Origin of the sequence: Pedobacter chinensis (assembly GCF_003339865.1) — a bacterium.
Lineage (GTDB): Bacteria > Bacteroidota > Bacteroidia > Sphingobacteriales > Sphingobacteriaceae > Pedobacter > Pedobacter chinensis.
Map to the genome: position 1 here is coordinate 855368 of NZ_QPKV01000003.1, position 14811 is coordinate 870178.

Consider the following 14811-nt stretch of genomic DNA (forward strand, 5'->3'; position numbering starts at 1 on the left):
TTTGATAATAGATATAACCACTAAATGAAAAATTATGACTGGCTAAGAGTTTTAAAAATATTATTTCCCTATATTTTTGTTGTTGGGTTCTTTCAATATCTGGCCTATCTAATTCTAGGGATACAGGTTTCTATAAAACCCAGGGATATAAATATCTATCAAAAAGTAGTTATAGCTATATTTACCGTCTTAGGTACTTTTTTAGTCATCTGGGCCTTTAACAAATATGTTGATAAACAAAAATTCAATGTTTTTCAACTAAATAAATTTAATAAAAAAAGCTTTTTTTACGGATTGGCAATAGGTATTATCATTATGTGCCTCGGTTTTGCCATTCTTTTTTTTACAAATCAAATCTTTCTGAAAACCATACAATGCAATTTTTCAAATTTCCTGTTAAGTATTGTTTTTTTTGCGTGCGTTAGTTTTAACGAAGAATTTTTAATGCGAGGTTATGTGTTAAATAATTTATTAAATTCCTTTAATAAATTTATTTCCCTTATTATTTCAGCTATATTATTTGCATTAATGCATTTTGCTAATCCATATCTTAATTCTTTATCTTTTGTTAATCTTTTTTTAGCAGGCATTCTTCTGGGCTCTTTTTATATTTACACCAAAAATCTTTGGTTCTCTTTCGGGTTACATTTCAGTTGGAATTTCTTTCAGGGAACAATTCTTGGTTTTAGTGTTAGTGGTATTAAATTTCCATCAATTCTTATGCAAGAGCGGTTGGAAAATAATATATGGAATGGAGGAGATTTTGGCTTTGAAGGCTCAATGTTGTGTTTGGTATTTCAAATAATCAGTATTATTGCAGTCTACAGGTTATTTAAACAAAGAAATTTCCGAATGCTAATGTACTCTGGCTATAATGATATTCCAGATTAACTGTATTTGTTTTACCTGCTTTAGTTTATTTTAAACGAAGCTATTTCGTGCAACGAACTTCTTTGGCAGGAAGCTTGATATGTTTTTTTAAATTTCTATATGAAACCATCATGATTTTTCAAACCACGCAGTGGTATGAATAAATCTGATAGCTTCATCACAATTAAAAACAAATTTATACGGATGAAAAAAAGCTCTTTTCTATTTTTATTTATACTTACTTTTTTATCCTGCTCTAAAAAAACGGATAAGGACCGGGCAATAGCACTCGTTGAATCCAAATATGAAAGTTCGGATCAGAAACTGGATTTTGAGAATTCAAAATTAGATAGCCTTTACCACATTGATCCTAAAGCTTACGCCGATAGTATTAAAAAAGGAAACGAACTGGATTCAATCCTGGCGGTTTTAGAAAGTCAGATCGAGCATTTTGATCAAAGAGAATCAGATAGTGTGGGGTTGATCAGTGCTGCGCTAACCAGGGAACGATATCACTTACTTGATTTGACAAAAACCAAACCCAGGTTTATCGGCTGGAAATTATCAGGTGTTAAAATAAAAAATGTGAAATCAGAAGAGCTAAGCTTTAATTTCAATAAAGATATCACAGAGATTGTGGAGTAATTATCTGAAAATCCGAACAGGTTTTAGATGTATCAGTATATCTATTATTTGTTACTTTTGTGCGCAAACACAAAAACAATATGCTTCAAATTCGAGAAAATATTTCGCTAAAGCCTCATAATTCATTTGGCATAGATGTAAAAGCAACCTATTTCGCAGAAATATTTACTGAAAATGATTTAAAAGAGCTGTTTCAAAACCACCTGGTAAAATCTCAAAAAATCTTAATCATTGGTGGCGGCAGCAATGTGCTCTTCACTGAAGATTATGATGGCTTGATCATAAAAATCAGTATCAAAGGAATTGAATCTCAAACAGAAGGGCAAAATGTTTATGTAAAAGCCGGAGCAGGAGAGGTTTGGAACGATTTTGTGAACTATTGCGTTGAGCATGGCTTTGCAGGGGTTGAAAACCTGAGTTTAATTCCTGGAACTGTAGGTGCATCTCCAATCCAAAATATTGGTGCCTATGGTGTTGAGCTTAAAGATGTTTTTGAAAGCTGCACTGCTTTCGAAATCAGAACGGGGGAAATTAAAACATTCAGCTTTGCCGATTGCCAGTTTGGTTATCGCGAAAGTATTTTCAAAGGCAAATTAAAAGGACAATACATCATTACATCTGTAACTTTCCGTTTATCATCAGTACCTAAAATTAATACCTCTTATGGTGCAATAGAAACCGAGCTTCAAAAAAGGGGAATTGAAAATCCGGATATTGCCGATGTATCAGCTGCGGTTTCACATATTCGGGTAAGTAAGCTTCCTGATCCATCAACCATTGGTAATGCCGGTAGTTTTTTCAAAAATCCGGTAATTGAAAAACATGAGTTTGCAGATATTGTGGGCAAACACCCCGATGTGGTGCATTATCCAACAGCAGATGATAAAATTAAATTAGCTGCAGGCTGGCTGATTGAACAATGTGGCTGGAAAGGTAAAATTGTTGGAGAAACAGGTACCTGGAAAAATCAAGCGCTGGTTTTGGTAAACCATGGAAATGCAACAGGCGCAGAAGTGTACCATTTTTCTGAACTAATAATAGACAGTGTAAAGTCTACTTTTGGAGTCACTTTAGAACGAGAAGTAAATATTCTGTGACGAAAATGCGCTTCAAATAACTTCCGGAGTTTTGTCGCCGTGCCAAAAAAAATTGGTATTAAGTTTGTTTAAGTATAAAAGAATGAACATCAATTCATTCATTTTTTTAAATCTTACCCTAAAGCTAAACATCATGACAAAATTTGAATTCAACCATCTGGTTAATCATCACTCGGTATCGCTTAGATCTTACGCTTTAAATTTCACTAAAGACGCAGAAGACGCCAATGACCTTGTTCAGGATACCATGCTGAAAGCGATCACTTATTACAATAAGTTTAAAGAAGGTACGAATTTAAAAGGTTGGTTATTTACCATCATGAAAAATACCTTTATAAACAATTATCGCCGGTTAGTAAAAACAAATACCTTGATTACGCAAAGTGAAGATATTTCTTCGGCAAACCTTTCTTACAGTGCTACCAAAAATCAAGCTGAAAGTAAATTTGTTTTAGGCGATATTGATAAAGCCCTTTCGCAATTGCCGGAAGAATATTATGTGCCGTTTATCCGTTATTTTGAAGGCTATAAATACCATGAAATTGCCGATATGTTACAAATTCCAATTGGAACGGTAAAAACCCGTATCCATGTGGCAAGAGGAATCCTTAAAAAATATTTGAAAACCTATTCAAAAGATATTGCCATTACAGAAATGGCGTAAAACACATCAATTGAAAAACTAAAAAGTCTCAGCAAAAGTTGAGACTTTTTTTTTATGCCTGAATTTTTAGGAGAGCATGTGCAGTGCCTCTTCGGTTAGTGTGGTCCCGCTATCATTTCAAGTCCTCAGCATTTCATGCTTCCGGGCTTTCCATTCTATCGGGTCTATATTTGCTCCTGCAGTATATCAAATTGCTTTATCGTTATTTTCTGAGTGTCATTAAGTCTTTTGTAGATCAGGTAAAGCGTTTGAAGTGTAGCAATCTTTCTTCTTTACGATGTCTGTAATAAAATTAAACGGCAAAACAGATTGCTTCGTCGTTCCTCCTCGCAATTGTAAGGTTTATTTATAGATGATAGGCTCGTCATTGCTGAGGCCAGTTTTTCACTGGCTGTGGCAATCTGTTAAGATGAACAATCTGATTGAAATAGGAGATTGCAGCTAATATTATCAATGAAGGATCGGAAATATTCTCACGATGTTATAATCATCAGACTGACGAAGTTTCCCTAACGCTCAACCCGACTAAACCTCGCAAGTCGATTTCAATCTCAAGAAAAGTGTTATAAAAATAGCCAATTGAAGATCTGTGAAAATCGGCGTTTTCAGCGTGAAGATCACTAAAGCTAAAAAACCAAAACCTTGTAAAAGCAAAAGGTCTGGAAAATCCAGACCTTATTTGCTTATCATATATTTGGTTAGTTGATTCTTATTTTTTCTTTCAACAATTCGCCTTTTCTCTTATTTCGAAACAAATGCAAACCTCAAACAATTATGCGTTTTAAAGTTTTTTAACAGTGTTTTTGTTTTGTGGTTATAAAGATAAGGGAAATTTTAAATTTGTCAAGCTTTTTTTAACTTTTTTTTTATTTCTTTTGCTGCCACTTGTCCTGAAATGATTGCAGGCGGCACACCGGGCCCTGGAACGGTTAATTGCCCGGTATATAAAAGATTTGTTACTTTACTTTTCATTCTGGGTTTTAGAAAAGCAGTCTGTTTCAAAGTGTTTGCTAAACCATAAGCGTTTCCTTTAAAAGCATGGTAGTCATCAATAAAATCGTTCATTGCATAACTTCTTTTAAAAAGAATATGATTGCTGATATCGTTTCCGGTTAAATCCTTAAACCGTTTGGTTAGCAAATTAAAATATTCTTCTCTTTTTTCATCGCTATCATTTAATCCGGGAGCAAGTGGAATAAGAAAGAAAAGGTTTTCGCATCCATCAGGAGCAACGCTGTCATCAGTAACAGAGGGGCAGCAGGCATAAAACAGTGGCTTATTGGGCCACTTAGCGCTGGTGTAGATTTCTTCGGCATGTTCATCAAAGTTTTCATCAAAGAATAAATTATGATGCAGAATGTTGTCGAGTTTTTTATTCAATCCAATATAAAAGAGCAAACAGGAGGGCGCCATTGTTCTTGTTTGCCAATATTTTTCATCGTAATTACGATAGCGCTGCGCTAAAAGGTGTTGGTCTATATGATGATAATCAGCATTGCCCACCACGAAATCAGTTTTAAAATTTCCTTTATCGGTAATGATTTCTTCAGCAATATTGTTTTTGACTTCAATTTTTTTTACTTCCGTGTTAAACACAAACTTCACGCCTTGTTCCTCTGCAATTTTTTGCATTGCCGAAACAATTTTATGCATGCCGCCAATTGGATACCAGGTGCCTAAAACCAAATCGGCATAATTCATTAAACTATACAATGCAGGTGTATTTTGCGGAGTAGCACCCAAAAATAAAACAGGAAATTCCAAAAGCTTTCTTAACTTCTCATTTTTGAAAAGTTTGTGCACATGTTTGCGCATATTGCCTAAAAGCTGGAGTCTGATTCCACTGATAGCCAGTCTTGGATCAAAATATTCCAATACACTGTGCGATGGCTTGAAAACATATTCATTCATGCCAACATCGTACTTGTATTTCGCCTGAGCTAAAAACGAATCTAAATTTTTACTGCTATTGGGCTCAATTTTTTCGAAGAGTGCATATAAATCCTCAATGGTTGTCGGAACGTCCAATGTGTCATTTTTGCCAAAATAGATTCTGTAAGAAGGGTTTAGTCTTTTAAGCTCATAAAAATCAGCAGTAGTTTTATTGAATAGCGAATAAAAATTCTCAAAAACATCGGGCATCCAATACCAACTCGGACCCATATCGAAAATGAAACCATCTTTTTCCCAGGTTCTGGCTCTGCCGCCAGCCATTCCATTTTTTTCGATTATGGTAACATCACAACCATCTTTAGCCAGTAAAGCTGCAGCAGATAATCCGGCAAAGCCAGCACCGATAATAGTAACCTTGGGTTTTTGATCCATTGTGTAAATAAAGTGATTTTTTAGAGATTTTGTTTCAGGAAATTTTGCCATTCTGAACGCAGTGAAGACTGCGAAGTAAATCCCTAACCTACAGGCATTGGACTTGATTTGTTGTTGGCTTTGTTTTTTAAATGTTATAGTGCTGTTTCATCGCGAGTAGATTATTCATTAATAATGTTGTTTTCAATTGTACTCATACTTGCTTCGGAGGCCTTCACTTCGTTCAGGACAGTGCCGAAATTGGGCCAAACAATGGCCCTTCTCCTCCCTTGGCATTGTTTCTGCAATTAAACAAAGTTGATTACCTTTGCCTGAACACATGATTAGACTCCTCATTTTATTTCTCTTCTTTACTGCTTTTATCAACATCACTTATGCTCAATTATCTCCCAGAGAAATTGCGGTTTTAAAAGCTGATATGGTTAAGGCTGTTGAAAACCCCAGGCTTACCGATTCGATATATGAGCGGCTAAATAACCTGCACAATAAAACCGCACTAGTCACAGCCTATGTAGGCACACTGGAGGCCTTAAAAGCCAAACATTCCTGGAATCCGTATCATAAGATAAAATATGTGAAAATTTCTTTAAAAACCATGCAACAGGCCATCGATATGGATAAAGAGAATATGGAAATCCGTTTCATGCGCTTTTCAATAGAACATTATACCCCAGGATTTTTGGGCTTCAGCAAGGATTTAACTATCGATAAAAAAGAAATTATTAAACACTATCAAAATCGTAATTTCGGAACGGCCGATGAAACACTTATTAAAAACGTAGCCAGGTTTATGATCGATAGCAAGCGCTGTACGCCATTGGAAATCAATATGTTAAAGAAATATATCTAAATGAACTATACTTATCTGTTAATCAATATTGCCGTGATTTTCTTTCCCCTGGTTTTATCATTTGATAAAAAAGTACATTTTTACAGCAAGTGGAGATTTGTAATCCCTGCAATATTTATAACAGGTATGGTTTTTTTAGTATGGGATCTGCTTTTTGTAAAATTAAATGTCTGGTCATTTAATTCAAATTACATTATCGGGCTAAGTTTGTGGGGATTGCCGCTGGAAGAAATACTCTTTTTTTTAACGGTTCCTTATGCCTGTATTTTTATTTATGAATGTTTAAATGCTTATTTCCCCAATAACAACTTACAGAGATATAGTTTGGCATTAAGCAACACCCTATTGGGGCTTTGTATCGCAATTTTGTTTTTTGGTTACAGTAAGTGGTACACTTTAATCAACTTTGGTTTTTTATTCGCCGCGTTATTTGCAGTAGAATATTTCAATCATAAATTTAGGTTTATGTACAAGTTTTACCGGGCTTATTTGGTATCGCTGATTCCTTTTTATATTGTTAATGGTTTTTTAACTGCCATTCCTGTTGTTATTTATAACAATAATGAAAACCTCAATTTCAGCATTGGAACCATTCCTTTTGAAGATCATTTCTATTTAATGGGATTGTTGTTGATGAATGTTTATTTATACGAATTTTTTAAAAGTAAAAAGGTTAATTAATGGATTTGCCTGGTTATACCAAACAACAACTGGCGTTGAGAAACGGGCAAGACAAACCACAGATTTGGGTTGCTTACAAGGGGTTAATTTATGATATGACCGACAGCAGGTTGTGGCGAAATGGCAAACATTATGAACATTGGGCTGGCCAGGATTTGACTGATGAACTTCCTGATGCGCCGCATACCGAAGCAGTTTTTGAAAAGTTTGTGCCAATTGGTCGTGTCATTTAAATAAATAGCCGTCGATTTGCAGGTTGTTATTCTGCGAATCGACGGCTAAACTTTTATTGTAATGAATCCTCCTGACTACAACTCTATCGTAAATGCGCTCAGACTCACAAATTCCTGAATTCTTGCAGCTACCTCTTCTTCAGTGAGGTTTAATAATTTTTCCGTACCGAATTTTTCTACGCAGAAAGATGCCAAAGCAGAACCATAAATAATTGCATTTTTCATGTTATTGAAATTGATGGTGCCAACTTTAGCTAAGTAGCCGATAAAACCACCGGCAAATGTATCGCCAGCACCTGTCGGATCAAATACTTCTGCTAAAGGTAAAGCAGGCGCAGAGAAAATCTGATCTTCATTGAACAATAAAGCACCATGTTCACCTTTTTTAATGATCAGATATTTTGGTCCCATTGAAAGGATTTTTTTAGCAGCTTTAACTAAAGAATATTCTCCCGATAGTTGGCGGGCTTCTGCATCATTAATGGTTAAAACATCAACTAATTTAATGGTTTCCAATAAATCATCCATCATAATGTCCATCCAGAAGTTCATGGTGTCCATTACGATTAATTTAGGGCGGTTTTTTAAACGTTTAATAACGGTTTGTTGCACTTGAGGGGTTAAATTCCCTAACATTAAATACTCACAATCCTGATAGCTATCGGGGATGATCGGGTCGAAGTTCTCTAAAACATTTAATTCTGTAATCAAAGTATCGCGGCTATTCATATCATTATGGTATTTTCCAGACCAGAAAAACGATTTTTCGCCAGTTTTGATTTGTAATCCCTCCGTGTCGATACCGTGTTTTGTAAAGGTATCGATATCTGATTGATGAAAATCATCACCTACAACTGCTACAATTTTTGCTCGATTATAGAAGTACGATGCTGCCAAACTTGCATATGTTGCAGCTCCACCAACAATTTTATCCGTTTTTCCGAAAGGAGTTTCAATAGCATCAAAAGCTACAGTACCTATGATTATCAGACTCATATATTTTAATTTAATTTTTTTTGAAAATTTTTCCCTGCAAATATTGCATAAATAATTTAAAAGCCCTAATATTGCATTCCCAAAACGAACAAGGGTTTACAAGGCGTAAAGCACAAAGAACCTCGTTTTAGGAAACAACCAGCACTCCTTCTTAGCTCAGCTGGTTAGAGCATCTGACTGTTAATCAGAGGGTCGCTGGTTCGAGCCCAGCAGAGGGAGCAAAATCCTCACAGTAATGTGGGGATTTTTTATGATAAATTGCCAAATGATTTTGGCAAAATTTACAGCATAACCAGAATAAATATTCCTTCTTAGCTCAGCTGGTTAGAGCATCTGACTGTTAATCAGAGGGTCGCTGGTTCGAGCCCAGCAGAGGGAGCTCAGATTTTCAAGACCGGAAATCACATAAAAACCCCATTTCTAGCGATAGGATGGGGTTTTTTATTTCCATAATAGGAAGTTTCCTACCTCCATTTTGTCTTTTCAATAGCCAAATCATGTTAAGTTTTACAGGAAAAACTGTCGAATTTAACGTATGACTTTTACAAATATTTAACAAAGAAAATCCCGCGATTTAGGACTTCCGGTATCCGTAAACGCAATTTTTTTCAAGTTAAAATGGCAACAGTTGATGCGAAAATCTACGTTCACCATTACAAAAATGATGGTACGTGCAATGTAAAGATTAGACTTTACCACAAAAACCAGCAGAGGTTCATAGAAACAACACACTTTCTCTGCGACAAACAGTTAAAAAGGCATCCCGAAAACAAGCGGGAGTTCTTAATCAAAGATCAGTTTGTTAAAACACTGGTCAATTCAGAATTGGACAGCTATAGATTGGCCATTAGCAACCTTGGTCCAAAGCTTAACCTCTTTAGTGCCGATGAACTCAAAAGGTATCTGACCAAGACTGATGAAAGAATTGATTTTATAGCTTTCTGTAATAAGTTTATAGCTGAGCTGGAAGAAAATGGTAGAGGTAAGAGCGCAGCAAATTACCGAACAGTAAAGAACAGCCTCATAGATTTTTTTGGTAAGGAGAAGATATTCATCGAGGAAATCAATCACGATATGCTTGGTGACTGGGAACATTACCTCAGATCAAAAAGGGTAATAACCAGATTGAACCAGTTCCACAAACCAGTCTCAACTTTTCAGCATCCCTTAAAAGATGCCAGTGTGCATAATTATCTACGGGACTTAAGAGGGCTTTTCAACCATGCTAGGAAAAAATATAACAGAAAAAGTTTGGGATTATTAAGGATTGAGCACTATCCTTTTGATGAATATAAAATTGTTGAAGCACCACTGACTCGTAAACGTAATACAGACATAGAGACATTAAAGCTAATCCGGGATAGCAGCCCCTTAACAGAAAGTAGAGCAGAGTTGGCCAGAGATTTATTCATGCTGTCTTTTTATATGTGCGGTATCAATGCTGTAGATGTTTTTAAAGCAGACAAGTCCAATATTGTTGGAGGAAGATTGGAATACAACCGTTCAAAAACCAAAAATAAAAGAAAGGATAACGCTTTCATTAGTATAAAGATTGTAGCCCAGGCTAAACCTCTTATAAATAAATACCTAGGATCTCTTTGTCAACGATACAGCAATATTGGGAGTTTGAACAAGGCTTTAAGTGCAGGAATGAGAGAGTTGTGTAAGCAATTAAATATCAAGGGAATCACTTATTATTGGGCCCGTCATACCGTTGGCAATTTAGCACGTAACAAGTGTAGGATAAGCAAGGATGACGTGGCGCTTGCATTGAACCACGTAGATCAAGGAAGAAGAATTACCGACATCTATGTAGACAAAGATTGGAGCATCATTGATGAATTACAGGAAAAAGTGATCAAACTTTTAATTGAAGAAAAAGAAGATATTAACGAAAAATGATAGATCAAAATGATTGGATTAATTATTCCATGTGAAGTAAGCACACCATTCATATGTGTAACCAAACGTTATAATCAACCCGATGTGTGCACAATAAATTATGGCAACAATTAGCGCAAAGATTTACAAGCATCACAAAAAAGCTGATGGAACTTACAATGTAAAGATCTGCATTTTTCACAAAGATCAAAGAAGGTACATTAACACTAACCACTATCTGGTTGGTAAACAGCTAACATCAAAGTTAAAGATAAAGGATAGGTTTATCGCCGATCTTGTTGAAAGGCAGCTGATCGATTATAGGAAAACAGTTAGCGAGCTTGGGAACAAGCTTAGTTCATTTAGCGCTGAAGCATTGCGGGATTATCTTAGGGATAAAGATGCAGATATCGATTTTATTGCATTTTGCGATGAACATATTCAAAAAACTAAATTGGAAGGACGTGAGGGCACTGCACATAATCATCGTAGAATTAAAAATAGTCTTATAGACTACTTCGGGCGGGAAAATGTTTCTGTGACAGAGATTAACTCGGCCATGCTATTTATTTACGAACGTTATTTGAAATCAGAAAGGAAAATGGCGAGGATAAATCAATTAGGGAAAACGGTTGTAATCATTAGGCCACCTATGAGTGAAATTGGTCTTCACAATCATATGAGGGATTTACGGACATTATTCAATGAGGCCAGAGATTTTTATAATAATGAAGATTTGGAGTTCAACCGAATCAAACACTATCCTTTTAAAAAATATAAACTTGGGCCAGCACCTGTGGCAAAGAAAAAGAATAATTCGATTGTAGAGGTGCTGCGAATTAGAGATTGCATAACAGAACCTGGAAGCCGGGCAGAGCTTGCAAAAGAGCTTTATATACTTTCCTTTCTTACATGTGGAATGAATGCAGTAGATCTTTACAATTGTACGAAAGATAATATTAGAGATGGTCGTATAGATTATAATAGAACAAAAACCAAAAGAAAAAGAAGGGATGATGCTTTTATCAGCATAAAAATAATGGAGGAAGCCGAACCTTTGTTGAAAAAATATATTGGCAAACTTCAAAAACGTTATGGTACCTATAGGACGCTCGATTCCGCTCTGAGCAAGGGAATGAGAGAAATCTGTAAAATGACCGGGTTGAATGGTATAACGTTTTACTGGGCACGTTATACCTTTGCAAATCTCGCTAGAAATTCATGTAGAATGAGCAAGGATGATGTTTTGTTGGCAATGAACCATGTTGATATGACAAGCCGTATGGTAGACATCTATATTGAGAGAGATTGGAAGATAGTGGATGAAGTACAATTAAAAGTTGTTCAATTATATAGGGATGCAGATGCTGAGTTAATCAGAAGAGTAGAGCCAAAATATGAAGAAGAATATTGTTAAAACTGTAACAGATATGTAACAGGGTAATATTTTCAGATTTTTAAAAAAAGCCGTAAAATCGGCCTTTAAGTGTATAAAATGCGCGTTTTTTCGTATATTTAGACTAGAAGACTCATAATCTTCTACTCTTTTAATTTACCAAGAGTATTATAGATGATTATAAAGCAATGATTTTGAATCGTCAAACTAACATCATACCGGATTCTTGGAAAGAGAATAGCCTACCGGAAACAAATGTGAATTATTATGAATCTGAACACCGTTTTGGGATCAATACAAAAAAATAACACATTTCATCTTCAATATGAGTTTTTTAGGGATACTTCATTTAAAACATCAGAAAAACTTTTCTAAAATCAGCAAAAACTGATTAATTTAGGCTAACGCTTTTATTGAGGAGAAATGACTAAGGAACAATTGTTCAAATATATTAGGGAAGAAAAGGTAACGCTTTGGGCAGGCGCCGGTTTTTCGAAATATGCAGGATATCCACTCGCATGGGAACTAAAAGATAAAATCTTAGCTAGATTATCAGTTAGTGAGGAGCCATTAATCGACAAAAATTTGCCCTTGGATGCTTTCGCAGATGAATTCGTAAGAATCAGGCGTAATAACAGAACCGATCTGAATGAATTGTTGGATGAATGTTTTAGCGCTGAGCCATCTACGACGCACTTGCATGAACAACTATCTACAATTCCGCATATCCAGGATATTATTACAACCAATTATGACTTGCTGTTTGAAACGGTGTATACTGGTCGCATAAATGTGATTGCCCAAAATCAGGAGGTGGTCAAATTCAATGGAAAAGAGACTAACTTAATAAAAATACATGGGGATCTTCGGTTTCCTGAAACACTAGTGATTACCAAAAGTGACTATGCCAGGTTTTACAACCTTGACAAAAGCTCTCCCTTGTGGTCATTGATTATAAATAAGATTTCAACTGATATTATCCTCTTCATTGGTTATGGCTATGAAGATCCAAATATTTGGGCCATTTATGATCAGGTGGCTGATTATCTTACCTCTTCGAGAAAACCAATATTTTTGGTCGCACCTGATTATCCTGAGCATAAAATCGAATTCCTGCGACAAAAAGGAATCACTTATCTAAATATGAAGGCGGAAGAATTCTTGACAGAGTTACATCAAGATATTAAAAATAATATTCTACCGGATTTTCGTGATGGTATTGTATCTCCTGAAACATTTAGGGAATTTTTAAAATACCATAATATTAGCCCAACATTGAAAGGGAATAATGAGGGATTTGCAATTGATGTATTAAAAGGAATTAAACGACCCTTGGAAGGAGATCTTAAACTGAAATTTAACGAAGGCCCCTTGAATGCCTTGAAGAGTTTTTTTGAGACGGGGTTAAGCAGCCCTGTAGAAATTGATGATACAGGTGCTAATGATATACAAATTTCTGTTGAAGGACTCAGCATGTATAAGGAGGGAGAAATAGCGAAAATCGAATTTAAAAAAAATCCGACTTCGGTTATTCAATGTGATCTTTCCTTTAATTCAAATCATTTTGAGTTGAATGATTTACAGGCCCAGGTTTATCATGGGACAAAACAGTTTACGATTGTTGTCGTGATCCATAATTATACCCTGAAGATTAATGGCGATCTGTTTTTTGATAATAAGATTGATTTGAATTTCACGCTTAACAATAGCCGGATGCATGCAAATACCAAGGATGCGTTAGAGGCCTATCAGTTTGCAAAAAACTTATTTCTTGCAGAGCCTTTTACAGTTTATCTCAAGGGTGGCGGATCATTTAGCAACTCCCTTCCCAAACGTCAGGATAAGAATGTGGAATGGTCAGAAAACTACATTCTGTACATCAAAGCATTAAGGGAAATCGAAAGCCATTTCAGTGTCCGCTTTAGGGATTTTGGGATGCCATCTGATGAAGAAGAATGGCTGATAAGAAAGCTGGTTCGCATTATCAAGGGACTGCCATTGGAATTGGAGAATAACGAGGTGACCATGACTATGTACAAGATTTATCCTAGTACGATTGAAATGGTAGAAAGATTGGAATATGAAAATCACGATCTTGATATGAGTTTCTTGCAAGTCAAAGAAGTTGAATTATATGGTTACCGTTTCTTTCTCACGAAAAGTAGCGTTAAGGTGGTTTGTGCCAAAGCAGTCAATCTTGAAGAGGTTAAGGCCAAAACAACCAAAGAAATTAAGATTATAAGTAAAACTGGTAAGTTACATGAGTTTTATGATCTTGAAAATTCAAGAGCTGAAAAGATATAATATCTATGCCAAAGAATTCTATAATAATCAAGGCAAAGGATTACAAGTATCCAACAACGGAAGAACTTAAATGGGCATATACTGTTTCTCCAGAACTTTCCAATTTCGGTTTTGAATCCAAAAACCCGATGATTTCATTAATCTCTGGTAAACGAAGCATTTCGGAAGTTCATCGGGATGATCAATTACAATATTGGAATAATATGCTTCTAAATAGGAATGGTGGGCTATTACATACTTATCACAATGCAATAGTTCACTATCAAAGAGGCGTTCCTGATGATTTTAGCAATTTTGAACAAAATCACTACATCAATAGGATTCAGTTTGATTATTATCTCGAATATTTTTACCATCAGTTTGCAACAGTTTCTGATACCATTAAAGGGTTTTAGTTGTGGCAAGGAGAAGCTCGACAACTACCTACATAAACAGGCAAGCCAAGATGTTAAACGTAAACTCTGTGTGGTGTTTGCAATGTTTGAAGACACAATAATCAAAGGTTATTATACACTTTCCAGTGCATCGATACCTTCAATGCTTGTGCCCGAGGATTTTAGAAAAAAAATGCCTAAATCATATGAGTCCCTCCCTGTTACATTGCTTGGAAGATTAGCAATAGATTCTAAATTTAAAGGAAATGGCCTGGGAGGTATTATATTGCTGGATGCGCTTAAGCGGAGTTATGAAATTGCCAATCAAAGCCTGGGTTCTATTGGTATTGTGGTTGATCCTTTAGACGATGATGCAGTGGCGTTTTATGAAAAATTTGGTTTTATTCTTTTGCCTGATAGTGGTAAAATGTTTCTTCCTATGTCTGATATTGCTCAATTAACATTATAGATGAGCTTTTACTCCATATACCTTAT

Annotated in this window: 14 protein-coding genes and 2 tRNA genes; 14 read left to right on the top strand and 2 right to left on the bottom strand. The window is 35.5% G+C overall.

Going from position 1 to position 14811, the window contains the following annotated elements:
- Positions 1 to 24 precede the first annotated feature (24 nt).
- The 4 genes from DU508_RS09085 to DU508_RS09100 all read left to right on the top strand — a co-directional run bounded on the left by DU508_RS09085 (position 25) and on the right by DU508_RS09100 (position 3276).
- A complete protein-coding gene (locus DU508_RS09085; RefSeq protein ID WP_115402484.1) occupies positions 25 to 891 on the top strand; it encodes a CPBP family intramembrane glutamic endopeptidase in 867 nt (288 codons plus the stop codon).
- Positions 892 to 1074: 183 nt separating this feature from the next.
- Positions 1075 to 1515 carry a hypothetical protein gene (locus DU508_RS09090; protein WP_147273603.1) on the top strand — a complete coding sequence of 147 codons (441 nt, stop codon included), beginning with the start codon at positions 1075 to 1077 and terminating at the stop codon, positions 1513 to 1515.
- A gap of 80 nt (positions 1516 to 1595) precedes the next feature.
- Positions 1596 to 2612, top strand: a complete 1017-nt coding sequence (gene murB, locus DU508_RS09095) for a UDP-N-acetylmuramate dehydrogenase (protein WP_115402486.1) — start codon at positions 1596 to 1598, stop codon at positions 2610 to 2612.
- A 133-nt stretch (positions 2613 to 2745) separates the two neighbouring features.
- Positions 2746 to 3276: an RNA polymerase sigma factor gene (locus DU508_RS09100; RefSeq protein WP_115402487.1), complete on the top strand. Its 531-nt coding sequence runs from the start codon at positions 2746 to 2748 to the stop codon at positions 3274 to 3276.
- An 843-nt stretch (positions 3277 to 4119) separates the two neighbouring features.
- Here DU508_RS09100 and DU508_RS09105 read toward each other — a convergent pair.
- Positions 4120 to 5601: a phytoene desaturase family protein gene (locus DU508_RS09105; protein WP_115402740.1), complete on the bottom strand. Its 1482-nt coding sequence runs from the start codon at positions 5599 to 5601 to the stop codon at positions 4120 to 4122.
- A gap of 319 nt (positions 5602 to 5920) precedes the next feature.
- On the opposite strand from DU508_RS09105, the gene DU508_RS09110 reads away from it, so the two are divergent.
- From DU508_RS09110 to DU508_RS09120, 3 genes are read left to right on the top strand one after another with little or no spacing between them, the layout of a single operon-like run.
- On the top strand, positions 5921 to 6451 hold the full coding sequence (locus DU508_RS09110; RefSeq protein ID WP_115402488.1) for a hypothetical protein: 531 nt from the start codon (positions 5921 to 5923) through the stop codon (positions 6449 to 6451).
- Entirely contained in the window at positions 6452 to 7132 is a 681-nt protein-coding gene (locus DU508_RS09115; protein ID WP_115402489.1) for a lycopene cyclase domain-containing protein, read from the top strand. It abuts the gene before it with no gap.
- Positions 7132 to 7365, top strand: a complete 234-nt coding sequence (locus DU508_RS09120) for a cytochrome b5 domain-containing protein (protein ID WP_115402490.1) — start codon at positions 7132 to 7134, stop codon at positions 7363 to 7365. The genes DU508_RS09115 and DU508_RS09120 overlap by 1 nt, the downstream gene beginning before the upstream one ends.
- 75 nt (positions 7366 to 7440) lie before the next feature.
- On the opposite strand, the gene DU508_RS09125 is transcribed toward DU508_RS09120, so the two are convergent.
- Positions 7441 to 8361: a PfkB family carbohydrate kinase gene (locus tag DU508_RS09125; protein WP_115402491.1), complete on the bottom strand. Its 921-nt coding sequence runs from the start codon at positions 8359 to 8361 to the stop codon at positions 7441 to 7443.
- Positions 8362 to 8506: 145 nt separating this feature from the next.
- Here DU508_RS09125 and DU508_RS09130 point away from each other — a divergent pair.
- The 7 genes from DU508_RS09130 (at position 8507) to DU508_RS09155 (ending at position 14785) form a co-directional block, all read left to right on the top strand.
- Positions 8507 to 8580: transfer RNA gene (locus DU508_RS09130), tRNA-Asn, on the top strand.
- Between the two features lie 86 nt (positions 8581 to 8666).
- Positions 8667 to 8740: transfer RNA gene (locus tag DU508_RS09135), tRNA-Asn, on the top strand.
- Positions 8741 to 8979: 239 nt separating this feature from the next.
- The gene (locus DU508_RS09140; RefSeq protein WP_115402492.1) at positions 8980 to 10263 is read left to right on the top strand and encodes a site-specific integrase; all 1284 of its coding nucleotides are present in this window, start codon (positions 8980 to 8982) and stop codon (positions 10261 to 10263) included.
- A 100-nt stretch (positions 10264 to 10363) separates the two neighbouring features.
- Positions 10364 to 11659 carry a site-specific integrase gene (locus DU508_RS09145; protein ID WP_115402493.1) on the top strand — a complete coding sequence of 432 codons (1296 nt, stop codon included), beginning with the start codon at positions 10364 to 10366 and terminating at the stop codon, positions 11657 to 11659.
- A 402-nt stretch (positions 11660 to 12061) separates the two neighbouring features.
- Positions 12062 to 13942, top strand: a complete 1881-nt coding sequence (locus tag DU508_RS09150; RefSeq protein WP_115402494.1) for an SIR2 family NAD-dependent protein deacylase — start codon at positions 12062 to 12064, stop codon at positions 13940 to 13942.
- A gap of 5 nt (positions 13943 to 13947) precedes the next feature.
- Positions 13948 to 14337 (top strand): Cthe_2314 family HEPN domain-containing protein, encoded by a 390-nt coding sequence (locus tag DU508_RS23715; RefSeq protein WP_147273604.1) that lies wholly within the window; start codon positions 13948 to 13950, stop codon positions 14335 to 14337.
- Positions 14303 to 14785: a GNAT family N-acetyltransferase gene (locus tag DU508_RS09155; RefSeq protein ID WP_199562676.1), complete on the top strand. Its 483-nt coding sequence runs from the start codon at positions 14303 to 14305 to the stop codon at positions 14783 to 14785. The genes DU508_RS23715 and DU508_RS09155 overlap by 35 nt, the downstream gene beginning before the upstream one ends.
- Positions 14786 to 14811: the final 26 nt, after the last annotated feature.